Origin of the sequence: Bradyrhizobium pachyrhizi (assembly GCF_029714545.1) — a bacterium.
Classification (GTDB): Bacteria; Pseudomonadota; Alphaproteobacteria; order Rhizobiales; family Xanthobacteraceae; genus Bradyrhizobium; species Bradyrhizobium pachyrhizi.
Map to the genome: position 1 here is coordinate 4511568 of NZ_CP121667.1, position 24208 is coordinate 4535775.

The 24208-nt window shown below is 64.6% G+C and carries 22 protein-coding genes; 11 read left to right on the forward strand and 11 right to left on the reverse strand.

Annotation, left to right across the window (positions count from 1 at the left end):
- Positions 1-73: 73 nt before the first annotated feature.
- Genes QA639_RS20765 through QA639_RS20775 form a run of 3 tightly spaced genes read left to right on the forward strand, consistent with a single transcriptional unit; the run spans position 74 to position 3527 of the window.
- Positions 74-793: a haloacid dehalogenase type II gene (locus tag QA639_RS20765; protein WP_283087202.1), complete on the forward strand. Its 720-nt coding sequence runs from the start codon at positions 74-76 to the stop codon at positions 791-793.
- A 55-nt stretch (positions 794-848) separates the two neighbouring features.
- A complete protein-coding gene (gene recJ, locus QA639_RS20770; protein WP_283087203.1) occupies positions 849-2690 on the forward strand; it encodes a single-stranded-DNA-specific exonuclease RecJ in 1842 nt (613 codons plus the stop codon).
- 18 nt (positions 2691-2708) lie between these two features.
- The gene (locus QA639_RS20775; RefSeq protein WP_028332187.1) at positions 2709-3527 is read left to right on the forward strand and encodes an SDR family NAD(P)-dependent oxidoreductase; all 819 of its coding nucleotides are present in this window, start codon (positions 2709-2711) and stop codon (positions 3525-3527) included.
- 197 nt (positions 3528-3724) lie between these two features.
- On the opposite strand, the gene QA639_RS20780 is transcribed toward QA639_RS20775, so the two are convergent.
- Both QA639_RS20780 and QA639_RS20785 read right to left on the reverse strand, forming a co-directional pair.
- On the reverse strand, positions 3725-4960 hold the full coding sequence (locus QA639_RS20780) for a lytic murein transglycosylase (RefSeq protein ID WP_157344995.1): 1236 nt from the start codon (positions 4958-4960) through the stop codon (positions 3725-3727).
- 138 nt (positions 4961-5098) lie between these two features.
- The gene (locus QA639_RS20785) at positions 5099-5599 is read right to left on the reverse strand and encodes a hypothetical protein (RefSeq protein ID WP_157344997.1); all 501 of its coding nucleotides are present in this window, start codon (positions 5597-5599) and stop codon (positions 5099-5101) included.
- A 194-nt stretch (positions 5600-5793) separates the two neighbouring features.
- Between QA639_RS20785 and QA639_RS20790 the strand changes: the two genes are divergently transcribed.
- On the forward strand, positions 5794-7311 hold the full coding sequence (locus QA639_RS20790) for a tetratricopeptide repeat protein (protein WP_198400188.1): 1518 nt from the start codon (positions 5794-5796) through the stop codon (positions 7309-7311).
- A 47-nt stretch (positions 7312-7358) separates the two neighbouring features.
- On the opposite strand, the gene QA639_RS20795 is transcribed toward QA639_RS20790, so the two are convergent.
- Positions 7359-7934, reverse strand: coding sequence for a MarR family winged helix-turn-helix transcriptional regulator (locus tag QA639_RS20795; protein WP_028332183.1), 576 nt, complete (start codon positions 7932-7934; stop codon positions 7359-7361).
- 95 nt (positions 7935-8029) lie between these two features.
- Between QA639_RS20795 and QA639_RS20800 the strand changes: the two genes are divergently transcribed.
- From QA639_RS20800 to QA639_RS20810, 3 genes are all read left to right on the forward strand, one after another.
- Positions 8030-8509 carry a carboxymuconolactone decarboxylase family protein gene (locus QA639_RS20800; protein WP_028332182.1) on the forward strand — a complete coding sequence of 160 codons (480 nt, stop codon included), beginning with the start codon at positions 8030-8032 and terminating at the stop codon, positions 8507-8509.
- Between the two features lie 37 nt (positions 8510-8546).
- Positions 8547-9053: a cupin domain-containing protein gene (locus tag QA639_RS20805; RefSeq protein WP_028332181.1), complete on the forward strand. Its 507-nt coding sequence runs from the start codon at positions 8547-8549 to the stop codon at positions 9051-9053.
- 147 nt (positions 9054-9200) lie between these two features.
- Entirely contained in the window at positions 9201-10094 is an 894-nt protein-coding gene (locus QA639_RS20810) for a dihydrodipicolinate synthase family protein (RefSeq protein ID WP_028332180.1), read from the forward strand.
- 122 nt (positions 10095-10216) lie between these two features.
- Here the strand turns inward: QA639_RS20810 and QA639_RS20815 are convergent, their stop codons facing one another.
- The 3 genes from QA639_RS20815 to efp all read right to left on the reverse strand — a co-directional run bounded on the left by QA639_RS20815 (position 10217) and on the right by efp (position 13266).
- Positions 10217-10669, reverse strand: a complete 453-nt coding sequence (locus QA639_RS20815; protein ID WP_080666945.1) for a DUF805 domain-containing protein — start codon at positions 10667-10669, stop codon at positions 10217-10219.
- A 298-nt stretch (positions 10670-10967) separates the two neighbouring features.
- Positions 10968-12572, reverse strand: a complete 1605-nt coding sequence (locus tag QA639_RS20820; protein ID WP_157345003.1) for a M23 family metallopeptidase — start codon at positions 12570-12572, stop codon at positions 10968-10970.
- Positions 12573-12699: 127 nt separating this feature from the next.
- The gene (gene efp, locus QA639_RS20825) at positions 12700-13266 is read right to left on the reverse strand and encodes an elongation factor P (protein ID WP_016844580.1); all 567 of its coding nucleotides are present in this window, start codon (positions 13264-13266) and stop codon (positions 12700-12702) included.
- Positions 13267-13938: 672 nt separating this feature from the next.
- On the opposite strand from efp, the gene epmA reads away from it, so the two are divergent.
- The 3 genes from epmA (at position 13939) to QA639_RS20840 (ending at position 16588) form a co-directional block, all read left to right on the forward strand.
- Positions 13939-14991 (forward strand): EF-P lysine aminoacylase EpmA, encoded by a 1053-nt coding sequence (gene epmA, locus QA639_RS20830; RefSeq protein ID WP_283087204.1) that lies wholly within the window; start codon positions 13939-13941, stop codon positions 14989-14991.
- Positions 14988-16079, forward strand: a complete 1092-nt coding sequence (locus tag QA639_RS20835; RefSeq protein WP_283087205.1) for a lysine-2,3-aminomutase-like protein — start codon at positions 14988-14990, stop codon at positions 16077-16079. The genes epmA and QA639_RS20835 overlap by 4 nt, the downstream gene beginning before the upstream one ends.
- Positions 16080-16342: 263 nt before the next feature.
- On the forward strand, positions 16343-16588 hold the full coding sequence (locus tag QA639_RS20840) for a hypothetical protein (protein WP_244978602.1): 246 nt from the start codon (positions 16343-16345) through the stop codon (positions 16586-16588).
- A 67-nt stretch (positions 16589-16655) separates the two neighbouring features.
- Here the strand turns inward: QA639_RS20840 and QA639_RS20845 are convergent, their stop codons facing one another.
- From QA639_RS20845 to QA639_RS20860, 4 genes are all read right to left on the reverse strand, one after another.
- Positions 16656-17741, reverse strand: coding sequence for a 3-deoxy-7-phosphoheptulonate synthase (locus tag QA639_RS20845; protein ID WP_283087206.1), 1086 nt, complete (start codon positions 17739-17741; stop codon positions 16656-16658).
- A 235-nt stretch (positions 17742-17976) separates the two neighbouring features.
- Positions 17977-18549 (reverse strand): HdeD family acid-resistance protein, encoded by a 573-nt coding sequence (locus QA639_RS20850; protein WP_092083436.1) that lies wholly within the window; start codon positions 18547-18549, stop codon positions 17977-17979.
- Between the two features lie 88 nt (positions 18550-18637).
- Positions 18638-20497 (reverse strand): acyltransferase family protein, encoded by a 1860-nt coding sequence (locus tag QA639_RS20855; RefSeq protein WP_283087207.1) that lies wholly within the window; start codon positions 20495-20497, stop codon positions 18638-18640.
- A 79-nt stretch (positions 20498-20576) separates the two neighbouring features.
- Entirely contained in the window at positions 20577-21614 is a 1038-nt protein-coding gene (locus QA639_RS20860) for a PrsW family glutamic-type intramembrane protease (RefSeq protein WP_028332171.1), read from the reverse strand.
- 373 nt (positions 21615-21987) lie between these two features.
- On the opposite strand from QA639_RS20860, the gene QA639_RS20865 reads away from it, so the two are divergent.
- On the forward strand, positions 21988-22872 hold the full coding sequence (locus tag QA639_RS20865; RefSeq protein WP_283087208.1) for a sulfite exporter TauE/SafE family protein: 885 nt from the start codon (positions 21988-21990) through the stop codon (positions 22870-22872).
- A 7-nt stretch (positions 22873-22879) separates the two neighbouring features.
- Here the strand turns inward: QA639_RS20865 and QA639_RS20870 are convergent, their stop codons facing one another.
- Positions 22880-24112, reverse strand: a complete 1233-nt coding sequence (locus QA639_RS20870; RefSeq protein ID WP_283087209.1) for a Zn-dependent hydrolase — start codon at positions 24110-24112, stop codon at positions 22880-22882.
- Positions 24113-24208: the final 96 nt, after the last annotated feature.

Consider the following 24208-nt stretch of genomic DNA (forward strand, 5'->3'; position numbering starts at 1 on the left):
AGGTTCCGGGTCTGGTGCTACGCACCATCCCGGAACGACGGGATAAATAACAACAAGAAAAAGGGAGACGCGCATGTCCGATCTGTCCGGGGTCAAGGCGCTGGTATTCGACGTGTTCGGGACCGTGGTTGACTGGCGCACCAGCCTGATCGACGACTTCACCAAATGGGGCGAGACGCGCGGTATCAAGGCCGATTGGACCGCGCTGGTCGATGGCTGGCGCGCGGTCTATGCGGCCTCGATGGACGAGGTGCGCAAGAACCCGCAGAACGGCTACGTCATCCTGGACGTATTGCACCGCCGCTCGCTGGAAAAACTCGTCGCGCAGTTCGGCATCAAGGGGCTGAGTGAGGCCGATTTGCAGCATCTGACGCTGGGCTGGCATCGCCTGCACGCGTGGCCCGACAGCGTCGCCGGTCTGACCCGGCTGAAGACCAAATACATCATCTCACCGCTGTCCAACGGCAACGTCGCGCTGCTCACCAACATGGCGAAGTTCGCGGGCCTGCCGTGGGATCTCGTGATGTCGGCCGAACTGTTCGAGCACTACAAGCCCGATCCGGAAACCTATCTCGGCGCCGCGAAGCTGCTCTGCCTGCCGCCGGAGCAGGTGATGATGGTCGCCGCGCACAATTACGACCTGAAGCACGCGCAGAAGCTCGGCCTGAAGACCGCCTTCGTGGCGCGTCCGACCGAATACGGTCCGCTGCAGAAGTACGATTTCGAGGCCACCGGCGAGTGGGACATCGTGGCCAAGGATTTCGGGGAAATCGCCAGCCGAATGGGCTGCTAGAACTGGTCCACAAATCATCGAAGCGTTACGATTCCTGCCTGATTGGGAAGGGCTCATGACGCTGCACGCATCCGCACTGCCCGTCGAGGCGCCACAGGCGTTCCTCGGCGTGACGCGGTCGCTGACCGGAAAACTCTGGCGCGACCGGCTGGATCCGCGCGGGGCGGCGCGGGCGCTCGCGATCGTGCAGCGCTATCAATTGCCGGAAATGCTGGCGCGCGTGCTGGCGGGGCGCGACGTCGGGATCGACGAGGTTCCCGACTTTCTCGACCCGACCATCCGCAAGCTGATGCCGGATCCTCACACGGTCACCGAGATGGAGCATGCCGCCAAGCGCATCGCGGATGCCGCGGTGCGCGGCGAGAAGGTTGCGATCTTCGGCGACTATGATGTCGACGGTGCGACTTCGGCCGCGCTGCTGACCTGGCATCTGCGCCACTGCGGGCTGGACCCGCTGATCCACATTCCCGACCGCATTTTCGAAGGCTACGGACCGAACGTCGACGCCGTGCGCGCGCTGGCGGCGAAGGGCGCGACGCTGCTCGTCACGGTCGATTGCGGCACCACCAGCATCGAGCCGCTGGCGGAAGCGAAGAAGCTCGGGATGTCGGTCGTCGTGATCGATCATCACCAGACCGGCGATGAGTTGCCCGAGGTCGACGCGCTGGTGAATCCGAACCGGCCCGACGATCTCTCCGGGCTCGGCCATCTCGCTGCGGTCGGCCTCGTGCTGGTGACCTTGGTCGCGGTGAATCGCGAGCTGCGCCAGCGCGGCTTCTGGACCGGCGAGATGCCGGAGCCGGACCTGCTCAGCGTGCTGCATCACGTCGCGCTCGGCACCGTCGCCGACGTCGCGCCGCTGATCGGGCTCAACCGGGCCTTCGTCGCCAAGGGCCTGATCGCGATGCGACGCCGCGATCATGTCGGCCACACCGCGTTGATGGACGTCGCGCGGCTGAACGGCCCGCCGGAGGCCTGGCATCTCGGCTTCATGCTGGGACCGCGCATCAATGCCGGCGGGCGCATCGGGCGCGCCGATCTCGGCGTGCGGCTATTGCTCGAAGGCGATATCTCGGAAGCTGCGCGGATCGCGGCCGAGCTCGATCGCCTCAATGCCGAGCGGCGCGTGATCGAGCAGGCGGCCGAGGCACAGGCCGAGGCCGAGGCGCTGGCCTCGCTCGGGCTCGAGGACAAGGGCGCTGTCATCGTCACCGCGGCGGAAGGCTGGCATCCGGGCGTGGTTGGGCTTGTGGCGGCGCGGCTGAAGGAGAAGTTCGCGCGTCCCGCGTTTGCGATCGCGCTGGAGCCCGGCGGCATCGGCACCGGATCGGGCCGCTCGATCGGCGGCGTCGATCTCGGCAAGGCGGTGCGGCAGGCGGTGCACGACGGCCTTCTGATGAAGGGCGGCGGGCACGCGATGGCGGCCGGCGTCACGCTGCGCAAGGAGAAGCTCGCCGAATTCCGCGCTTACATGGAGAGCGCGCTGGCGGCCGACGTCGCCAATTCGCGCCACGAGAACGAGCTGTTCATCGATGGCGCCGTGAGCGCGCGCGCGGTGACGCCGGAGTTCGCCGCGACACTCAATCGCGCTGGCCCGTTCGGCAGCGCCAATCCGGAGCCGGTGATCGCGCTGCCGTCGCATCAGCTGGTCTATGCCGACGAGGTCGGGCAGGCGCATCTGCGGCTGCGCTTCAAGTCCGGCGACGGCTCGATCGTCAACGGCATCGCATTCCGTTCCGTCGGACAGAAGCTCGGCAGCGCCTTGACGCAAAATCGCGGCCAGCAATTGCACGTGGCGGGCTCTCTTGCGGTCGACCGTTGGCAAGGCACCGAACGTGTGCAATTCCGTGTCCTCGACGTCGCGGTGCCGGATCAGGGCCCGACGGTGATCCGATAAGAAACGTTGGGAGAGGACATGTCAGGACAGGTTGAAGGCAAGGTCGCGCTGGTGACCGGCGGCGCATCGGGCATTGGCGAGGCCATCGTCGAATTGCTCGCGCAGGAAGGCGCGACCGTTATTGCGACCGATATCGATGAGTTGAGGGGACCCGAGCTCGCTGCGCGGCTCACCAAGGCCGGGCGGAACGTGACCTTCTTGCCGCAGGACGTTACCAGCGAGGAGCGCTGGATCGAGATCATCAGTGAGATCGGCAAGCGCCATGGTCGCCTCGATATCATGGTCTCGAATGCCGGCATCGGCATCGGAGCGCCCTCGATTGTCGAGATGTCGCTCGCGGACTGGCGTCGCCAGACCGCCATCAATATCGACGGCGTATTCTTGTCGGTGAAGCACTCGCTGCCGCTGATGCGCAAGCACGGCGGCGGCTCCATCATCATGATGTCGTCGCTGGCCGGCCTGCGCGGTGCGGCGACCCTTTCCGGCTACAGCGCCACCAAGGGCGCGGTCCGGTTGTTCGCCAAGTCGATCGCGATGGAGTGCGCGCAGGTGAACGACGGCATCCGCGTCAACTCGGTGCATCCCGGCATCATCGACACGCCGATATGGGGCAAGATCCCGACCGGCGCGACGGGCGCCGGCCAGAACGCGCCGATCGATCCGGAGGAGCGGGCAAGGTTCGCCACGCCACTCGGCCGCGCCGGCCAGGCCATCGAGATCGCCCAGGGCGTGCTCTATCTCGCTTCGGACGCGTCGCGTTACGTCACAGGCAGCGAGCTTGTGATCGACGGCGGCATGAATGCCGGCGGCGTGGTGCGGCAGCCTGCGAGCCGGTAGGAGCGAACTGTCGTACCGCATGAGCGGAGCGATGTGCGGGAAATGCGTCCCCGGGTATCGCTTTCGCTCACCCGGGCTACGCAGGTCGCATGATGCCTAAAGCATGATCCGGAAAAGTGCGAAGCGGTTTTCCGAAAAGATCATGCTCAAACAAAGAGCTAAAGCGCGATGACGATTCAACCTAATCTCATCGCGCTTTAGCCGCCTTGCCGTAACCGCGCCAGCACCTTGAGCCCGCCGTAACCGTCGGCGGGCAACAGGCCCATCTTGATCTGATAATCCTTGATCGCCTTCATGGTGTCGTTGCCGACGCGGCCGTCGGTGCCGCCGGTGTCGAAGCCGGCCTTGGTCAGCCGCGTCTGCATCTCCTGCACCTCGGCGAGCGTCAGCGCGCGCTCCGAGCCCGGGAAGGGTTGGATGAAGGGCGGCCCGCCGAGGCAGCGATCGCCGAGATGGCAGATCGCCAGCGCGTAGTTCATGGATGGGTTGTAGCTCTTCACCGAATTGAAGTTCGGACCGAGCAGGAAGGCCGGGCCACCGGCGACCGGGATCCACAGTTGCGCTGATGCGTTCGGCTGCGGAAACGGCTGGCCGTCGGCTCTGACGACGCCGGCGCTGGCCCAGGCCGCATAGGTGCGGCTGCCGCTGGCGCCGCCGCCGGGCGCGCGGACCTCGTAGCCCCAATGCTCGCCGCGGTGCCACTTGCCGCGGTTGACGAGATATTTCGCGGTCGAGCCCAGCGCGTCGTCGGGCCGGCCGAACGGCGAGACCTTGCCGTCGCCGTCATAGTCGAAGCCGACATTGAGCCAGACTTCCGGCATCCACTGCGAATGACCCATCGCGCCGGCCCAGGAGCCGTTCATTTCCTGAGGCGTGCTCCAGCCGCGCTGCACGATCTTCATCGCGTTGATCAGTTCGGTCTCCCAATAGGCCTTGCGGCGCGGCTCGTTCCAGGCGAGCGCCGCCAGCGAGGGAAACACTGGCGTCATGTGGTTCTGCTGCACCAGCGGATCGCCATAGGCGGATTCGACGCCCCACAGCGCGAGCAGCGTGCCGCGCTCGACGCCGAAGTCGCGCTCGATCCGGCCGAACAGCGCCTCGTTCTTCTTCAGCGCCTCGCGGCCGTGGATGATGCGCCAGTCGGAGACGCGGCGATTGATGTACTGCCAGATCTGCTCGTGGAATTCAGGCTGGTTGCGCATCTGCCTGAAAACGCTCATGTCGGGCTCAATCCGCCCCATGCAGCGATTCCACGTCGCCTCCGAAATGCCTTTTGCGAGCGCGCGGGTGCGAAAATTGTCGCGCCACTGGTCGAAGCCGGGAGGGGCGGCCGCCAGCGCGGCGAGCGGATTGGCCAGCACCACGCCCGCCGCGAGCCCCGCTTTCAGAACGGCGCGGCGGGCAGGGGATTTTGGAGAATCAGGCTGTTTCATACGTCCAGTCTAGCGGCGCTTCCCGGATGGGCCAAAACCCATGATGCCGCAAGAAATCGGCAGGATCCACACAGGGGATGCGCCGTCGAGCGTCCGCTCAGTCACGCAGCGCAGGCATCGCGGCAACGGAGCGCGACGTCACTTGGTATAGTGTTCGACAATAGAGATACGGGTTCCCTCAAAGGGACCCTCGGCGGTCTCTGCGTCGATCAATTGACCCTCCAGTGTATAGGTCGTGCCGACGCCGACGCCGGAAAGCGAATTGCCATCCGCGCTGATCGCGACGCGAAAGACAGCTCGTTGGTTGCCGATGTGCTTCCCGCCGGCATCGAACTTGAAGGCGTGCCAAGTCGCCTGGAATTCGCGTTCGCCGGTCTGCACCCAGGCGCCGTGAGAGGGGCTCATCACCGGCGATCGATCGGTCGTTCGGACCGACGTGCCATCGGAAGTGAACGTCACCAGCGCATACCCTCGGGAGGGCGGTCGGGTAAAGGTGACACGCCACGTACCGACGATGGCGGGCGTGGCTTTTGCGGATATCGACGGACGCTCCTGGGCGCCTGCGCCGTCATGAATGGAACAGCTCACGATCGCCGACGCCATGGCAACCCCAAGAATGTGCATTGCTCTTTTGGCCATCGTCCCCTCCAATGGGCTGGGGTACGAGGGCAAGCTAAGCGCAACCGTCCGGCCGCGCTTGATCATTCCCTGATTTTTTTCTGACAAAGCCCTGTGGCCTGCTAAGCTGTCTCGCTTCGAGTCCGAACAGGCGACGGGCTTCCATGCGGTACCGCTTCGGGAATTGCGTTCTGTCCCCCGACAGTAGGGAGCTGATGCGGGGCCCGAACCTTGTCGTCCTGGCACCACAGGTTTTCGATCTACTCGTCTACCTGATCCGCCATCGCGAGCGAATGGTCAGCAAGGACGAACTCATCAACGCCATTTGGGGCGGTCGCGCCGTTTCCGATGCGGCTCTGACCACACGGGTTTACGTGGCCCGTACCGCTATCGGCGACAGTGGACGGAAGCAGAAATACATCAAGACCCTCGCGCGGCGTGGTGTCCGGTTTGTCGGGCAAGTTGAGGAAATCCGCGCGTCGCCGAACGACCGATCACCAACCGGACTTGTCGCCTCTCGCGGATCGCCACGAGGAGAAACGGACGGGCCATCGATCTGCGTTTTCGCCTTCACGCACACCTATCCGGATCGCGGTTCCGTGGCGCTAGGAGAGTTGGTGTCGGAGCAGGTGCGTATCGAGCTGACGAGAAGGCGCTGGCTGAAGGTCGCGGCTGCTGTGGAAGGAGAACAGAATTTCGTCGGGACGCCGGCAATCGCAGCACCTCGCGCGCAGGACTGCCGTTATAGGCTCCGTGGAAGCGTCAACCACCACATCAGCGGGCGATGCCGGGTCTCGGCCGAGGTGGTGGAGACCTGGAGCGGCGTCAACATTTGGGGCGAGAGATACGATACAAGCGGTGCCGACGGGCTTAGAAGCCAACGCTTGATCGCCGACGCCATCGCGCGCGGCGCGGCAGCCGAGATCCTCGCCCGCGAGCTATCGCGCGCGCTCGGTACCAAACCGGACGACCTCGGAGCGTGGGAGGCGTACCAGCTCGGCATCTGGCACATGTCGGGGTGCAACTCGAATGCAATCGATGCCGCGCAGCATCTTTTCCAGCAGTCGGTCGATCTCGACCCGCACTTCTCATCGGCTCATTCCGCGCTGGCGTGGGCGCACATGATGGCAGCATCCATCTATAGCAAGGTCACAGTCGCCGCCGGATGCGAGCTCGCGCGGCCGCTCGTGATGCGAGCAATTGCACTTGATGACGCCGATCCCGAGCCCCGGGCGCGCCTCGCGTTACTGAGTTTCCTCAATGGCGATGTCGAGAGCGCCATCGAAGAGGCCGAGACCGTGCTGGCGGTGAAACCGGATTGCGCGAGTGCGCTCGGCGTGAGAGGCGCTGCGTACATCGCGGCCGGCCACCGCGCTCAGGGACGGAATTCGATACGCATGTTCTTGCGGCTAAGCCCAAATGATCCGGTCCGGCCCGTGCGGCTCACACAACTTGCGACCTCACACTACCTCGATGGCGACTATGAGGAGGCGGCGCGAATAGCGAAGCACACAACACAGCGGTTCCCACAGCATCCGTATGCGTATCGCTGGCTGGCTGCCGCGCAGGGTCAGCTCGGCCGGGTGGAGGAGGCCAGCGCTGCCCTCGAAGCCCTGCGAACAAGATGGCCGAACTCCTTTGAAATGTACGTTGCCCGACAACCTCCGTCCTATTGCATCGGCGAATTCAAGCCTATGTTGGCAGGGCTGCAGAAAGCTCACTTGAGCATTTGAGTTCGCGGGCGCTCGCCCAACGTTTTGGAAGACCGCTACAGTCCGCGCTAGCTATCCTGCAAATCCGTCGCGGTCTTTGACAGCCACTGCCGGACAATTTGCTCCGATTTGGCGTCGAGGCTGCCGGCAAGCCGGCGTTCCTGGGCCTGGGCGATCTGCCGGCATTTCTCCAGCAGCGCGGTTCCATGGCTGGTCAACGTCCATTGCAGCACCCGGCCGTGGACGGGGTGCGGCGTCTTGCCGATGGCGCCGTCGCGCTCGAGGTTGCGGATGATCACGCTCACGGTCTGCGGCGTCAGCAGCGCGACGCGGGCCAGATCGGCGCCTGAGAGCCCCGGATAGGCTTTCAGCATCGTCAGCACGACGAATTGCGGAGAGGTGACGCCGAGCCGTCCCAGCTGGCGCTCCATCGACAGCCGCGAGGCAGCGTGGGCTTGGCGCAGCAGATAGGCAAGATAGCCCTGCTCGCCGCGCTTGCCTTCGCCCGGCGCCGGAACGGAAGGGGCGAGCAGGACGTCGCTGGTACTCGATCCCGCATTCGCTGCGGCCCTTCGGTCGGCGGCTTTTTCGACCGGACGCCGCTCGGCGGTGCCGGATTTGCCTCGGTTCTGCATTGCCGCCATGTCGCGTGCTGTCGCCTTTGCCGATGTCCGCATCTTGCCGATGATATCAGAGCTCTGATAATATCTCATTACACTGATAACACGAGGCCAGGCCAATGTCACATGCCCGCAAGGAATACACCGACTTCGAGAAGCTCGCGCCCGACGTCTTCGCCGCGGTGCGCGCGCTCGGCCAGTTCGCGGCGAAGGCCGGCCTCGACAAGCAGCTGCTCGAACTCGTCAAGCTGCGCGCCTCGCAGATCAATGGCTGCGCGTTCTGCGTGCAGTATCACATCCTGCAGGGCGAGAGCCTCGGCGTGCCCGCCGACAAGCTGAACCTCGTCGTGGTGTGGCGCGAGGCGCCGCAGTTCACGCCGCGCGAGCGCGCCGCGCTGGCCTGGACCGAAGCGTTGACGACCCTGCCGAACGGCGTCAGCGACGAGGTCTATGCGCAGGCCGCCGCTGAATTCTCCGAGCAGGAGCTGACTTACCTGACCTCGGCGATCGCATCGATCAATGTCTGGAACCGGTTCGGCGCGGCCTATCGCTGGACGCCGCCGCCGCGCCGGCAGCGTGCGGACGCGGCGGCTTCGTAACGTCGAGACGGAACGGCAACTGACAGGGAGAAAAACAATGACCTCGATGGCAATGACATCGTCTCTTCCATTCGCGCGTCCGCCGCGGCCGGTCGCGCTGGCCGTGATCGCGGGACTGGCCTCCGCCTTCGTGATCGGCAAGGCAGTGCCGACCCCGATGGACGCGATCTCTTCTGTGATCGCGCCGCTGTGCGCCAGCGCCAATGCGGCGTCACCGCTCGACAAGGTCGAGGTCATCAGCTCGCACGCGCTGCCCAATGTGGCGGGCAAGCGTGTCACGGTGGTGCGCGTGTTCTATGGTCCCGGCGGCTTCACGCCGCCGCACCGCCATTCCGGTTCGGTGACGGCCTACATCACCAAGGGGGAAATCCGCTCCCAGCTCGGCGGCGGGCCGGTCGAGACTTTCAAGGTCGGCCAGTCCTTCTTCGAGCCGCCGGGCTCGACCCACATGGTCTCGGCCAATGCGAGCACCACGGAGCCGGCGGAGCTGATCGCGGTGTTCGTGGCCGACGAGGGCGCGCAGCTGACCACGATGCTCGAGTAGCGATCGGTTGAGCGCTCGTTCTGCAAGACGTGCGCATTGGACCAGTTTAATGCTCAGTTCGCCTGAAACTGGACCTTGCACGCAACGGGGCGTGTCGATTGATTGCACGACACGTTGCGGCGACGGTTGCCGACGAGGGACAAATCGATGATCAGTCTGAAGGGGCTCTCTGCCTTCCCGATAACGCCTTCGAACCGGGATGGGCGGGTCGATGCGGGTGCGCTCCGTGCCTTGCTCGACCCCTTGATTGCGGCGAAGGTGGATTCGGTCGGGCTGCTGGGCAGTACCGGCTCGTACCCGTATTTCAGCCGCGATGAGCGGCGGCGCGCCGTGCAGGCGGCGACCGCCTTGGCGGACGGCAACACACCAATACTGGTTGGCATCGGCGCACTGCGCACCGACGATGCGGTGCGGCTGGCTCAAGACGCGCGTGATGCCGGCGCGACGGCAGGGCTGTTGGCGGCGGTTTCCTATACGCCGCTGACCGATGACGAGGTCTTTGAGCATTTTCAAACCGTGGCCCGCGAGAGCGGATTGCCGATCTGCATCTATGACAATCCCGGAACGACTCATTTTCAATTCACGCCGGCCCTCATCGGCCGTCTGAGCCTGGTCGAGGGAATCGTCGCGGTGAAAAGTCCGGCGCTGGATGCTTCGACCGTGGCGGGCCATCTCAGGGAATTGCGGGCTGTGGTTCCGGACGGCGTTGCGCTGGGTTACAGCGCCGACTGGAATTGCACCGAGGCGCTGCTGGCGGGCGGAGACACCTGGTACAGCGTTCTCGCAGGAATCTTCCCGAAGGTCTGCGTGGACATCGTTCGCGCTGCGACGAGCGGCGATGCGGCCCGGGCGCGAGAGCTCAACGCGCGTCTGCAGCCGATTTGGGATCTGTTCAGGACATATTCCAGTCTGCGTGTTGTCTACGCACTTGCCAATCTCAGAGGGGTCTGCACGGCCGAGCCTCCACGTCCGATATTGCCGCTGCCCGCGGACGCTCAGAGGCGCGTCAAGGAGACGTTGGCTGCGATGGAGATCGACTGATCGCAACTACGGCGGAGGGCGCTAGAGCATGATCCGGAAAAGTGCGAAGCGGTTTTCCGGAAAGATCATGCTTAAACGACGAGCTAGAGCGCGATGACGATTCAACCTGATCTTATCGCGCTTTAGATGCCGGCGCGCGCCAGCGGATCGCGGCCGAACCGGTTATCACCCTTCGATCCCGGCAGCACGCTCAGCGTTGCGACGAGCGCCAGATAGGGGATCCAGTATTTGACGTGCAGCGCGGCGGCGAGGTGGGGAATGGCGAGGATCGTCAGCGCCCACCAGCCCGACACGTTGAGGTCGTGCAGCCGCTTCACTAGGATCGCCGCGAACGGCCACAATGACAGCATGAGCAGCAAACGCAGGACGGACAGGTCGTCGGCGGGCGGGCTGCTGTCGTAATACCGTGGACCGGGGTCGAGCCTTACGCCGATGCGAATGACGAGCATGTCGACCAGCACGAGGCCGAAAAACCCCAGGCTGAATTCCTGCCGACTGATGCGGCCCTTCACCGAGAGAAAAAACCAGCTGAAGGTCGAAAGCATGCTTGTTTGTGGTCCGGCCTGAATGGGCATCTGATAGGGACTTGCGTCCGATGGTCAAAGCGGGACAGGTTCCCGCGGTTTGCTGCTTCCATCATGATCATTCAAGCTGGCAATTGTCGCCGCGACATGGCGCGCATCGATGCGATTCCGAATGGAACCTGCGGTGGGCGTTGCACAATTTCGGAATAATGGAATAGTGCCGCTGATTTGCCCGGCGTGTCAAGTTGTCGTGTCGAACGATGGCAGCCGCCGGCTACTTTGCATGGGGTTGTTTTTCGATATTTTGGCAGTGCGCCCCGAACCGGTGTCCCTTTCGCTCGACAACACTCTAATTGCCGCCGCCTTCCTGGGTGTCGATGCGATGCAAGACGTCGTCGGGCAGGGCATGGGCCACGGCGGCTGCAAGCCCGGGCTCCGGTCCGATCTCGCGGCCGCGGCCGCGGATCAGCCTCTCATAGGCCGACACCAGCGTGGTGTAGGGATTGACCCACAGCCAGCCATCGCGCGTGAACAGCTGGACGTCGAAATGCAGATGCCGCGATGTGCCGTTGGGGTGGTCGAGATAGTTCGAGACCACGCCGATCTTCTCGCCCTCGCTGACGCGGCGTCCGTTGAGCAGGCCGTCGGCATCCATCACTGACGGGTTCATGTGCATGTAGCGGAAGCGGACGTGCTCGGTGCGGGTGTTGACCTGCAACGTCGCGGCCTGCTGTTGCGCCGAGCGGATCACGATACTGTCGCGCACCGCAACGACCGCCTGCTGCTTGGGATCGCAACCATCCTTGCTGTCGGCCGGACACGCGCCGGGGCGGATGTCCTGGCCCTGATGGCCGTAGCCGCTGGCGCATTGGCCGACCTCGAAGCTGCGCGCCTCGCAGAAATTGTCTTGCCAGGGATACGTGTCGATGGCCGCGCCGGGTTTGCGCTTGGCGAAGGATTGCGAGTGCGCGAAGGCCGGCGCCTTCTCGAGCGGAAAGCGGATCTGCGAATAGACGGTGAAGTCGGCGTGGCCGCCTTGTTGCCTGCGGCCGCCGCTGCCCGCGACGATGTCGCCGCTCGGGTGGTAGGTGAAGTCGGCGGATTGCACGGCCGGCCGCTCGGCGATGTCGGAGGCGACGTCGCTGCGCGGCCGTGACGGCTGGCCGCCGGCGATGCGCAAGGCCTTCAGAAATCGCTCGGCGACCGGATAGGCCTCGCGGCAGGCCAGCCGCTTCGGCCGCGGCGCGCTGTCGAGGCACTGGATCGACAGGACATAGGGAATCCCGAAGCGGGTGAAGGCGTAGCGGACATAGCCCTCGCGAATGAAGCGGCGCAGGTCCGGAAACTGCGCGGCCAGCGTCTTGACCGGCTCGCCCTTGCCGCCGAGCCGGTCGGCGAGGTCGTAGACCAGGATCGAGCCGGAAATCTGCACCTCGACCGGCTTTGCAAATGTCCGCTGCGGCAGGCCGTCGCCGGCGCCGGAGTCGAGCGAGAACACGGCATCGTAGCCCGACGCACCGGCATGGAAGAAATCGACCGCGCGGAAATCGGCCTGGTAGCGCGCGATCGACAGGCTGTCCGGCGCACCGTTTTGCCGCGCGTCGAGATAGCTTGCGGGGTCGAACGGCAGCAGCACCGGGATCGGGCTCTGCGCGATGCCGGGAAACAGCGGCGCTGTCACCGCGTTCAACTGCACCAGCGCAGGCGTCGCCCGCGGATCGGTGGCGGCGACGCGGCGCTGGCCGGCGAAAGTGAAGCCGGCGGCGATGGCCGGGCGGCTGCCGATCTCTTGCCGCAGCTGGTCGAGCACGGCACGCCATTCGACCCGCATGGCCGAGATCGATGGCGTTCGGAATTCGTCGGCATGGGCGCCGGGAAGAGGCGAGAGCAGGGCTGCCAGCCAGCAACTGACGAAGCTGACCACCTTCCTGTTCACTGCACACCCCGGGCTCATGTCTGATCGCCCGAGAGACTAAAGCAAGTTCCGGAAAAGTGTGTAGCGGTTTTCGGTAAAGTTGATGCTTAACCAACAAGTTGAGGCGCGGTGACGATTCATTTCAAATCCCACCGCGCGTCAGCGCTTAGTCCTTGGCGCGTTCGACGTAGGAACCGTCTTCGGTCATGACCACGATGCGCGTGCCCGTGGTGATGTGCGGCGGCACGCCGGTGCGCAGGCCGTTGGACAGCATGGCCGGCTTGTAGGACGAGGAGGCGGTCTGGCCCTTGGTCACGGGCTCGGTCTCGACCACTTCCAGCGTCACGCGCTGCGGCAGCTGGATCGCGACCGGGTTGCCCTCGTGCATCGAGAGCTTCACGGTCATGTTCTCCTGCAGATACGGCGCGGACGAGCCGACGATCTCCTTGGAGACCTGGACCTGGTCGTAGTTGTCGTTGTTCATGAAGTGGAAGCCGTCGCCATCTTCATAGAGGTAGTTGTAGTTGTGGTCCTCGACGGTGGCCTTCTCGACCTGGTCGGTGGTCTTGTAGCGCTCCGAGACCTTCACGCCGTCGCCGATGCGGCGCATTTCGATCTGGCTGACCGGGGTGCCCTTGCCGGGATGAATGTTCTCGGCGGACAGGACCACATAGAGCTTGCCGTCCTGCTCGATGACGTTGCCCTTGCGGATGGAACTGGCGATGACTTTCAAAGGTGTTTTCCTGAATTTGAGAGCCTAAGGGCGCCAACCGGATCGGCAGCCCCTCGGCCATGGCGGCGATTTCGGGCTGCAACATACTGATTTGTCCCTGAGATGCCAGTCTTTTGCGGCCGGATTCGCAAGGTTGCCAACCGTCCCGGTCGTCCCGATCGGCCCTATTTTGGGGCCGGATCGGGCGTTTTCAGTGCGGTCCGGTTGTGCTCGGCAAAGCTCGCGGGAACCGAGAATGTCCCGGTTTTCAGATCGTAGAGGCAGCGCCAATCCTCGACCCAGGGGAACGGCGTTTCCTCCCCTGGATGTCGAACGACAGGCCGATCACGGTTAGCGGGCCAGTGCTGGCGCATCGAGGCGTAGTTGTCCTCGAGCCCCTTGATCAGACAAGGCCGAGACACACACGCAGGGCTGTTCCGCGTAACCAACCGGCCATGGGGCTCATCCGTTTCAGCGAATCTGCGGATGGGACGCGCGAGCCGTCGTTCAGGTTCAGCCATGCGCGCATGGACAAGGTGCACGTCTTTCGACAAGAAGGGATCAGCCTCGCTGCGTTGCGCGGAGGCTCAGGCTGTGTAGGCTTATGAACTTGTGTGGAATCAATCGGTTGCGCAGGACTGTTGAGTGCGGATGGCGGCTCGTTGATGTTGAATCCATGAGGATGCTCTGGCGATGACAGCTCATGACCGGCCGTCGCCCTGGTGGACGCCGCAGCGCTATGCCGACCGCAGGCCGTTCTTGCAGGCGCGGACGGCGATCACGCGAGCGGTGCGCGCCTGGTTCGAGGAGCAGGGATTTGCCGAGGTCGAGACCGCGATCCTGCAGATCTCGCCGGGCAACGAGACCCATCTGCACGCCCCCCGCACCGAGCTCAGGCACGCCGATGGCTCACATGCGCCGCGCTATCTGCGCACCTCGCCGGAGTTCGCCTGCAAGAAGCTGCTCGCGGCCGGCGAGCCGAAGATTTACGAGTTCGCGCGGGTGTTCCGCGACCGCGAGCGCGGCGACCTGCATCTGCCCGAATTCACCATGCTGGAATGGTACCGCGCCAATGCCGGCTATGACGCCATCATGGCCGACACGATCGTCGTGATCGCCCATGCGGCGCAGGCGACCGGGATCGGGCGGTTTTCATTCCGTAGCAGGATGGCCGATCCCTTTGCCGAGCCGGAGCTGCTGACGGTCGCGGCAGGTTTCGAGCGCTTCGCCGGCATCGATCTCCTGGCGACGATCTCAGGCGGCGAAGGCGACCGCGAAGCGCTGGCGTCGGCTGCAGCAGCGCGGGTGCGGGTTGCAGATGACGACACCTGGTCCGATATCTTCAGCAAGGTGCTGGTCGAGCATGTCGAGCCTCATCTGGGACAGGGCCGTCTGACGGTGCTGTTCGAATATCCGTCGCCAGAGGCCGCGCTGGCGCGCACCAAGGCCGGCGATCTTGATGTCGCCGAGCGTTTCGAGGTCTATGCCTGCGGCGTCGAGCTCGCCAACGGCTTCGGCGAGCTGACCGACGCGGCCGAGCAGCGCCATCGTTTCACCGCAGCGATGGACGAGAAGGCCCGCCGTTATGGCGAGCGCTATCCGCTGGACGACGATTTCCTTGCCGCGGTCGGCCAGATGCCGGAGGCCAGCGGCGTCGCGCTCGGCTTCGACCGGCTGGTAATGCTGGCCAGCGGCGCGCCACGAATTGATCAAGTGGTCTGGACACCGCCTGCGGGAGAGACATGAACAGGATCGATCCAAAACTGGCGGCGACGCTGCGACAGCCGCGCGAGCTGGTCGATGCCGGGCTCGCGCCGGTCGCAGCACTGGCCGAGCTCGAGCAGGTCGCTGCGCGCTACGCGGTCGCGGTGACGCCGGAGCTCGCCGCGCTGATTGACCCGGCCGATCCCACCGACCCGATCGCGCGGCAGTTCATCCCGAGCGCCGACGAACTCGTCGAGCAGCCGGGCGAGAACGCCGATCCGATCGGCGACGATGCGCATTCGCCGGTCGCCGGAATCGTGCATCGCTATCCCGATCGGGTGTTGTTCAAGCTCGTCCATGTCTGCGCGGTGTATTGCCGGTTCTGTTTCCGGCGCGAAATGGTTGGGCCGGGAAAGGCCTCGGCCTTGTCCGATGACGCCTACCGCGCGGCGCTGGATTACATCCGCAGCCATCCGGAGATCTGGGAAGTCATCCTGACCGGCGGCGATCCCTTGATGCTATCGCCGCGCAGGCTGACCGAGATCATGGCCGATCTCGCCGACATCGATCATGTGAAGATCGTCCGCCTCCACACTCGTGTTCCGATCGCCGATCCGGGCCGTATCAGTCCCGAGATGATCGCGGCACTGCGGGTCGAAGGCGCGACCACCTGGATTGCGATCCACGCCAACCATCCGCGTGAGCTGAGCAACAATGCCCGCGCGGCGTGCGCGCGCCTTGCCGACGCCGGCATTCCCTTGGTGAGCCAGTCCGTCCTGCTGCGCGGCATCAATGACGATGCTGCGACGCTCGAGGCGCTGATGCGCGGCTTCGTCGAGTGCCGGATCAAGCCCTATTATCTGCATCACGGCGACCTTGCGCCCGGCACAGCGCATTTGCGCACCACGATCGAAGCCGGGCAGGAACTGATGCGGGCGTTGCGCGGGCGTGTGTCCGGACTTTGTCAGCCGGATTATGTGCTCGACATCCCCGGCGGCCACGGCAAGGCGCCGATCGGCCCGAGCTATTTGTCGCAGCCGCCTTCCCGCGAACGTGAAGATCCGATGGAACGGCGCTACCGTATCGTCGATTATTGCGGCGACGTTCATCTTTACCCGCCGCAATCCTGAGGCGGCGATGAGCGGGGCCGGGGACGGACGGCAGGAGCCGCCCGAGGACGGGGGCAACCGCAGCATCGAAAATGCTGTGATGTTCGGCTTCTTTGTGGTGCTGGTCGCCGCGGGAATCTGGCTCCTTGGCACGATGGCCGATATACGGAAGGTACAGGATTGCGCAGCGCAGGGGCGACGCAACTGTGCTACCGTCGAGGCGCCGGAACGGGCGCGATAGGGTTGAGAAGCGGAGACGCGAGATGCGGAAGACAGTTTTGTTGATGGCTCTGATGATGGTTGCGGCCGGAGCGCCCCAGCTTGGCACGTCCCCGGCATGGGCGCAGCAACAGGGCGGATCGTCCTCCATGCAGAAGGGCGGGACGGTCCCGGAGGCGCCGATCGGACATCGTCAGCCGCGCCGCGGCGACGTTGGCAGTGAGAAGAATATCAGCGATCCGAACAGTCAGGCCAACAAGGAAGACGCGGCGCTCGACAGGAAGATCAAGAGCATCTGCCGCGGTTGCTAAACCCACGCAGCTGACCGGCGAGGCGCGATATCCGCCCCGCCGGCAACGTTCAATCCGTTCGGCCGCGTCAGGCCGAACGCTCCTGCAGGCCGTCACGCTGTACCCTGCGCCTTGCGTCGACAGCATCGGCCAGCTGCTTCAACACGTCTGCCGTCGTCCCGAGGTCGATGCAGCCATCCGTGATGCTCTGGCCGTAGGTCAGCGCCTTGCCCGGCACGACGTCCTGGCGTCCCGCAACAAGGTTGCTCTCGATCATCACGCCGATGATGCGCTGTTCGCCGCCTGCGACCTGGCGCGCGATGTCGGCGGCAACCGCCGGCTGGTTCTCCGGCTTCTTGCTGCTGTTAGCGTGGCTGGTGTCGATCATCAGCCGCGCTGCGACACCGGCGCGGCCGAGCTCGGCGGCGGCAGCATCGACGCTCGCGGCATCATAGTTCGGCGCCCGGCCTCCACGCAGGATGACGTGGCAGTCTTCATTGCCGCTGGTGGCGGCGATCGCCGAACGGCCGCCCTTGGTGACCGCCATGAAATGATGCGGGTGCGAGGCCGACTTCACCGCGTCCGCCGCGATCCGCACGCCGCCGTCGGTGCTGTTCTTGAAGCCGACCGGGCAGGACAGGCCGGAAGCCAGCTCGCGATGGATCTGGCTCTCGGTGGTGCGCGCGCCGATCGCGGCCCAGGAGACCAGATCGGCGATGTATTGCGGCGTCGTCATGTCGAGGAATTCGGTGCCGGCCGGCAGGCCGAGATTGTTCACTGCCGACAGCACGTTGCGGGCGAGCCGCAGGCCCTTGTTGATGTCGAAGCTGCCGTCGAGATCGGGATCGTTGATCAGCCCCTTCCAGCCGACGGTGGTGCGCGGCTTCTCGAAATAGACCCGCATCACGATCTCGAGGCGGTCGGCGAGCTGTTCGCGCAGGCTGGCGAGGCGCTCGGCGTAATCGACGGCCGCCGCGGGATCGTGGATGGAGCAGGGGCCGACGACGACCAGCAGGCGGTCATCGGTGCCGTTCAGGATCGCGTGGACGGCGTTGCGGGCGCCCATCACCACCCGGGTCGCCGTCAGGGTGCGCGGGACCTCCCGCATCACCTCTTCGGGCGTACTGAGCTCTTTCAATTCCTTGATGCGAAGATCGTCTGTCGTACTCAACACGGCTGGCTCCTTTGGAGTTCGGGACCTGCCGGCACACAAAAAAGCCGCCAGGTCTGGCGGCTTGTTTTGGACGTTTGCTGCAATTCTTCAGATTGAGCGCGATCCTCCTGCCGCCAGCGAGCTGTCGTAGCTAAAGTACCAAAAATAGCTGGTGGCGACGGTGATCATGGGCGGCTCTATAGCGTAGGGATTTGGGGCTGTCACCCCCCAAATGCAAGTCCTCCGCGGTTCGGCGTCAGGTGTTGCGCGCCGCCAACGCCATGCCGATCAGGGTCGCGCCGCCGAACATCAGATTGAGGCCGACGAGGAGGCCGATCGCCCACCCCGCGGATTCCGGCAAGCCCGCGATGATGAAGAAGGCGATCACGATGTCCATCAGGCCGGCGATCAGCAGCCACGACCAGCGTCCCGACAATTCGCGGCGGTGCTCCAGCGCGTACATGACGGTGGCGACGCCCTCGGCGACGAAGTAGGCGCCGACCACGATGGTGAGCGTCAGCACGCCCTGCATCGGACGGGCGAGCAGCACCATGCCGGCCAGCACGGCGAGCGCGGCCGAAATCAGCGACCACCAGAAGCCCGGCATGTTGCGCGCCCAGAACGTCACGATCAGCCCGCCGATGCCTGAGATCAGGAACATCCAGCCGAGGAAGATGGTGACGGCGAGGCTCGCGAAGGTCGGCACGATCATCGCGGCGATGCCGAGGATCACCAGCAGGATGCCTTCGAACAGGAACGCCTTCCAGTGCGCCTTCACCGCGGCCTGCATTTCCGATCGCAGCTTGTCGAGGTCGTTGGACAGGGTCATCGCGGCTCTCCGGATCTGCGCGTGTGCAGTCTATCCTAACCGGTTACAAATGGTCAGCCCGTCAGTTGCGGCAGCAATAGCGGTGCGCTCATCTTTCCGCATGGCGGTTTTCGACAGCCAGAATTCTTGGCACAAGCCTGGCCGCCAGATATCGCGAGGCGCGCGGCGACAGATGCAGGATGTCGGCCGACACCAGATCGTTTGCGCTGGTCCCGACCCTCGTCAGACATCCGTCCGCGTTGCACAGCTCATCATAGGGCGACAGATATTCGATCCCGAGATCGGCGGCGATCTGCCCAACCCTGCCGTCAGTCTGCTTGGTCGATCGCACATCGTGGCTGCGTTCCGGGATCAATGCATGATGGCGCAGGAAATATTGCACCGTCAGATGGGGCACCGTGTCGGTCCAGACCGGGACAGGGCCGACCAGGATGACACGGGCGGCGCCGGCCTGTCTGAGGGCGGCAATCGTCGGGCGGAGATCGTCGGTGGTGGGTTCTCTGCTCCACGCCAGGTGCAGGAGCACGACATCGGGGTGCGAGTGGGCAACCGCAGCAACGATGTGGCGGTTGGTTTGAACACAAAACGGAATGACCTCGGCCTGCGCGGTGAAGAGCGGCGGGCAGGAATTGACGGTGAACTGGGCTAACCCGAATTGATCGCCCTGGACTTGGCGCAGCCCGGCGGCAAGCATGCCGGCGGTCGAATCGCCCCAGACGAAAACAAGCGGGCGCTTGCTGGCGTCGACGCAACTCGGATCAAACACGGGATCGGCGGAAGCGGAGATGTGGCATTCGCCGTATCTCAGGAAGTCCCTGGATACGATCATGGCGCCGGCTTCGCGAACGATCGCCGGAAGCCGAAAGGCAAAGCCGTCGACGATCGCCAACGCTCCCACCGATGCAACGGCCACCATCGATGCCGCAAGGACTGGCGCCACCCGCCACTGCCCGAACCTGATTGGGCGCTCGACGTAGCGATAGGTTGCCCAGGCCAGAATGAAGCTGGCCCCAACGGCCAGCCCGTTCTCGGCCAAAGTCAGGGGACGACCTTTGAAGCTCGCCGCAAAAACCAGGATCGGCCAATGCCAGAGGTAGAGCGGATAGCTGATCAGCCCGATCGCGACCGCGGTACGCGTCGAGAGAAATCGATTGCGACCTGACATGATGAGGGCGGCGGCTGCGGCGACCGGCGCCACCGCTGCGATCCCGGGGTAGGTCATGGAGGGCGAATAGAACGCGGTTACCGCCGCGATCACTGCGAGCGCGGACCATCCGAGAAGGTCGCGCGCCGCGGAGAATCCGTTGGGCAGGCAGACGGCCACCAATGCTCCGGCCGCGAGCTCCCACGCCCGCGTGAACGGCTGGTAGAATGCGGCCTCAGGGTTGGTTCGAACCACCAGGATATTTGCGACAAGCGATGCGATGAAGATAAGGGCAAGGGGAGCGGCGGCGGCGATCCGCCATCGCATCAGCGCCCACAGCAGCAAAGGCCAGACAAGATAGAACTGTTCCTCGATGCCGAGCGACCAGAGATGGAGCAGTGGTTTCGTTTGCGCGGCCGCATCGAAATAGCCACCCTCCGAATAGAACAGCAGGTTTGCCGAGAAACCCGCGCCTGCCGCAATCTCCTTTCCAAGGGCCACCAACTCGCTCGGCATCAGAAGTTGCCATCCGGCGATGAAGGCGGCGATCAAGACGACGATCAGGGCGGGAAAAATCCTGCGAATGCGACGCGCATAGAACGTCGCAAGGCTGAAGCTCCCGTTCTGAATGTCGCCATAGATGATCCCGGTGATCAGGTACCCGGAAATGACGAAGAAGATGTCGACTCCGACGAAACCCCCGGGAACATACTGCGGGAACGCGTGGCCGAGCACGACCAACGAGACGGCAACGGCCCGCAGGCCGTCGATATCCGGCCGATAATTCTTGTAGTTGTGCCCCATCGTCCTCTCGCGCCTGGTCTGTATCTCTCCCTGAACCTGCCGAGGTTGTTTTGCAAGGGGAGCGGTGCCGGCCGGCGCTCTAGCTTTGACCGGGAGCGGACGGAAAGCCCTCCGAGGCGGTCCGCATCCGGTTGCGGCCGAGGAAGTAGACGGCGGTGGTTGCGATCAGCAGCGCCAGTCCGATCAGGATCGAGGTGAAGCCGATCGGGACCAGGATGAACGACGCATTGCGCTCGGGATTGACGTACCAATGATGCAGCGAGGTGAGCAGGAAGGAGACGCCGGCAAAGCCGGCGCCGCCGCCGATCAGCAGCAGTGCCCACATCCGCCGCAGCTGGCTGAGCCGCTCGCGCGCAACGTCAGTGCGCGGCGCATGATGCTTGCCGAGGCGTCGCACCAGGCGGATTGCAAAGCCGATCGAGGAGAAGCCGATCAGCACGCTGGCCGAGCCGAGCAGCAGCCGCGTGGTCGAGCCGAGATCGGGGATGCGCTGGAGCGCGAGCAGCGGAAAATCGAACGCCGCGTGCAGCGCGACCGGCGCGACCAGCACCAGTGCCCAATTCGTCATGCGCGCCCAGTCGCGGTGACCCCGGTAGGCGCCGAGCGCGCCACCAGAGCGCGCGATCGCAAGGTAGGCGCCGGCGATGATGCCGAGCGCGCCGTGGAACGGCACCGTGAGCACGCTGCGCAACGCCGCGAGCGCGCGCCACATGTCCTTGTGCTGGACCAGATAGGCGAGGTTCTCATAGGCGGCAAATCCAAGTCCGGCGGCCGCGCCATAGACCACCGTATCCATCGGATCGGCGAAGGCGCGGCGCCGCGTCGAGATCGCGACGATGACGAGCACCTTGACGATCTCCTCCGGTGCCGCGACTCCGAAAGCTGCACGCACCGCCTGCGTCGCCCAGGGATTGTCGGGAATCGCGAGCAGCGCATTGAACGGAATTCGCGCCAGGCCGAGCAGCGAGATGCTGGCCGCGCCGAGCACGAAGGCGAGCCACACCTGAACGGGCGGTCCGGGGCGCTCGTCGGCGGCGATGACCAGCCACAACACCAGCAATGCGGGGGCAATGGCGGCGGCGCCGATGACGGTTGGAAGCGACTCAAGCAACAACATGAGCCGGACGGGCCCCTTTGATGGCACCAAAGCGATGCGTGCCGAAGAAATGGCAGCAAGTTCAGCGGATTGCAAATCGGTCTGATGCCGTTCTCGTGACCAATATGCCACGGTGCCTTACGAAAGCGGGTTGGAAGGGTGCCGTTGCGGACCTTGATCAGCTAAGGGCCGAGGGCGGCTCCCGGACAGGTTCCTGACGGGCGCCAGGTCCATGGCGTTCCAGGCGCAGGAGCTTTGGTAGCCCGACGTTGCCGGGATCGCGACCTGTGGGTCCGATCAGCTTTCGGCACCGCGTCCCTGTCGTTGGGCTATAATGCCGTGGGCAAGGCGACTGATCCGGTAAAAGCCAGAGATGCTTTCGATTGATTCTGCTGTGATCGTTCTTGCCGTGATCGCGCTGTTTGCGGCGTTCGTAAATGGCGCGCTTGGTTACGGGTTTTCCTCGCTCACGGTGCCGGTCGCACTCGTCTTCTACACCAACCGCGTCCTCAATCCCGCGGTGGTCATCGTCGAAGTCTTCGTCAATCTGTATGTCCTGTGCATCAACCTGAGCGGTGTTCCGGCCGTGTGGCGGCGCGTGCTGCCTATTCTCATCGGCATGCTGCCCGGCATCGCGGTCGGAGCGTTTGCGCTGACGTCGCTTCAGCCCGGCTGGACCAAGTTCGCCACCTACTCGATCATTCTGCCGCTCATTCTGCTGCAGGCGGCCGGTTGGCGGAGGCCGATCCAGTCGAAATGGCTGGTCGGTTTGCCTTTCGGAACGATGCTCGGGATATTGTACTCGGTCACGACCATTTCGGGCCCGCCGCTGGCGATCCTCTTCAACAATCAGGGTCTCGTCAAAGATGAGTTTCGGGCCGGTCTCGCACTGGTTCGGGTGACGGAGTCCAGCCTGACTGCAATCGCGTATTACAAGCTCGGTCTGTTCGTCGACGAGAGCCGGAGCATCCTGTTCGTGCTCGTTCCCTGCGTTGTCCTCGGCATACCGCTCGGTGCCTGGCTGATCCGGCGGCTGGACGCCGAGACGTTTCGCCGGATCTGCATGAGCTTTGATGCGTGGGTCGTGGGTTTCGGCCTGTCGCGCGTATTGATCGAAGTGAAGCTGATGGAAAGCCCGTGGGCCTACAGCGTCATGGCCGGCACGATCCTGATCGACATCTGCTTGCTGTACGTCTTCTTCACCGCGAGGAGAAGCACCATGCAGAACTCGCACGCGTTGGCTTCGCTGAAGTCGGGCAACCGGGGCGGTCCGACCTGAAGGTGCTCTAACCTGCGAGCAGGCGCCGGCAGGTTTCGACAAATACCTCGGCACCCGTGACGATATCGGCGTCGTCGGTGTTCTCGCTCCAGTGATGGCTGATGCCCCCGATCGACGGCACGAACAGCATCGCCGCCGGCATGATGGTGGCGAGGACCTGGGCGTCATGGCCGGCGCCGCTCGGCATGCGGATCGATTTGCCGCCGGCGCAGGCTGCGCTCGCGGCTTCGATCGCATCCTGGAATGCGGGCGTCATCATCGCGGGCACCCCGGTGCGGATGCGCTCAACCTTCACGCCGCAACGGCCCTGAGCGGTGGCCTCGGCCGCCAGCCGATGCAGCTGCTTCTCGAGACGTGCGATCACCTCGGGATTGTCGTCACGAATCTGGAATAGCATCTCGGCGCCGCCTGGAATGATGCTCGGTGCGCCCGGGTCCAGCGTGATGCGGCCGGTCGTCCACACCGTGCGCGGTCCCGACAGGGCAGGGAAGCTGTCGTCGATCGCGACGCAGAACCGCGCCAGCGCGAGGCCGGCGTCCCTGCGCACCGCCATCCGCGTGGTGCCGGCGTGGTTCTGCTCGCCGGTGAACGTGATGCGATACTGCCAGATGCCGACGATCGAGGTGACGACGCCGATCTTGAGCCCGCTGCTTTCCAGCGTGTCGCCTTGCTCGATATGCGCTTCGAGATAACCGATATGGCGACCGGCCTCGGCGTTGAGGCGCGGGCGGCCGGCGAAGCCTGCCTCGCGCAATGCATCGCGCATGGTGCGATCGCTGGAGCGGTCGCGGGCTGCATCGATGTCGGCTTCGGTCACTGCACCGACAAACGACCGGCTGCCGAGGAAACTGCCGAAATGCCCTTCCTCGTCGCACCACGCGGCGACCTCGACCGCGCCGTTCGCGTCCGGATCGGTGTTGATGACGCGTGCCGCCTCCAGCGCGTAGATCACGCCGAGCGGCCCATCGAGCCAGCCCGCATGGTTCTGGCTCTCCAGATGCGAGCCGGCGAGCAGCTTTGGTCCCGCCTTCGCGCTGGAGCCGAGCACATTGCCGATGCCGTCGATCGTTGCGGTGAGATTGGCGTCCGGCAAACGCGCCGCGAGCCAGTCGAGCGAGCGCAGATGCGGCTCCGAGAATGTCGGCTTGTGCACGCCGGTCTTGTAGGCGCCGATCGCACGCAGCGCGTTGAGATCGGCGAGCACGCGCTTGCCGTCGAAGCGACCGTTGATGCCTGGCATGATTGGACTCCGGATTGCGTCTTGATTTGCGCCTTGGCGCCTCATTCCCGTCTTGATGCCGTCGCGGTTGGATGCGACGGAACAATCAGGGCAAAC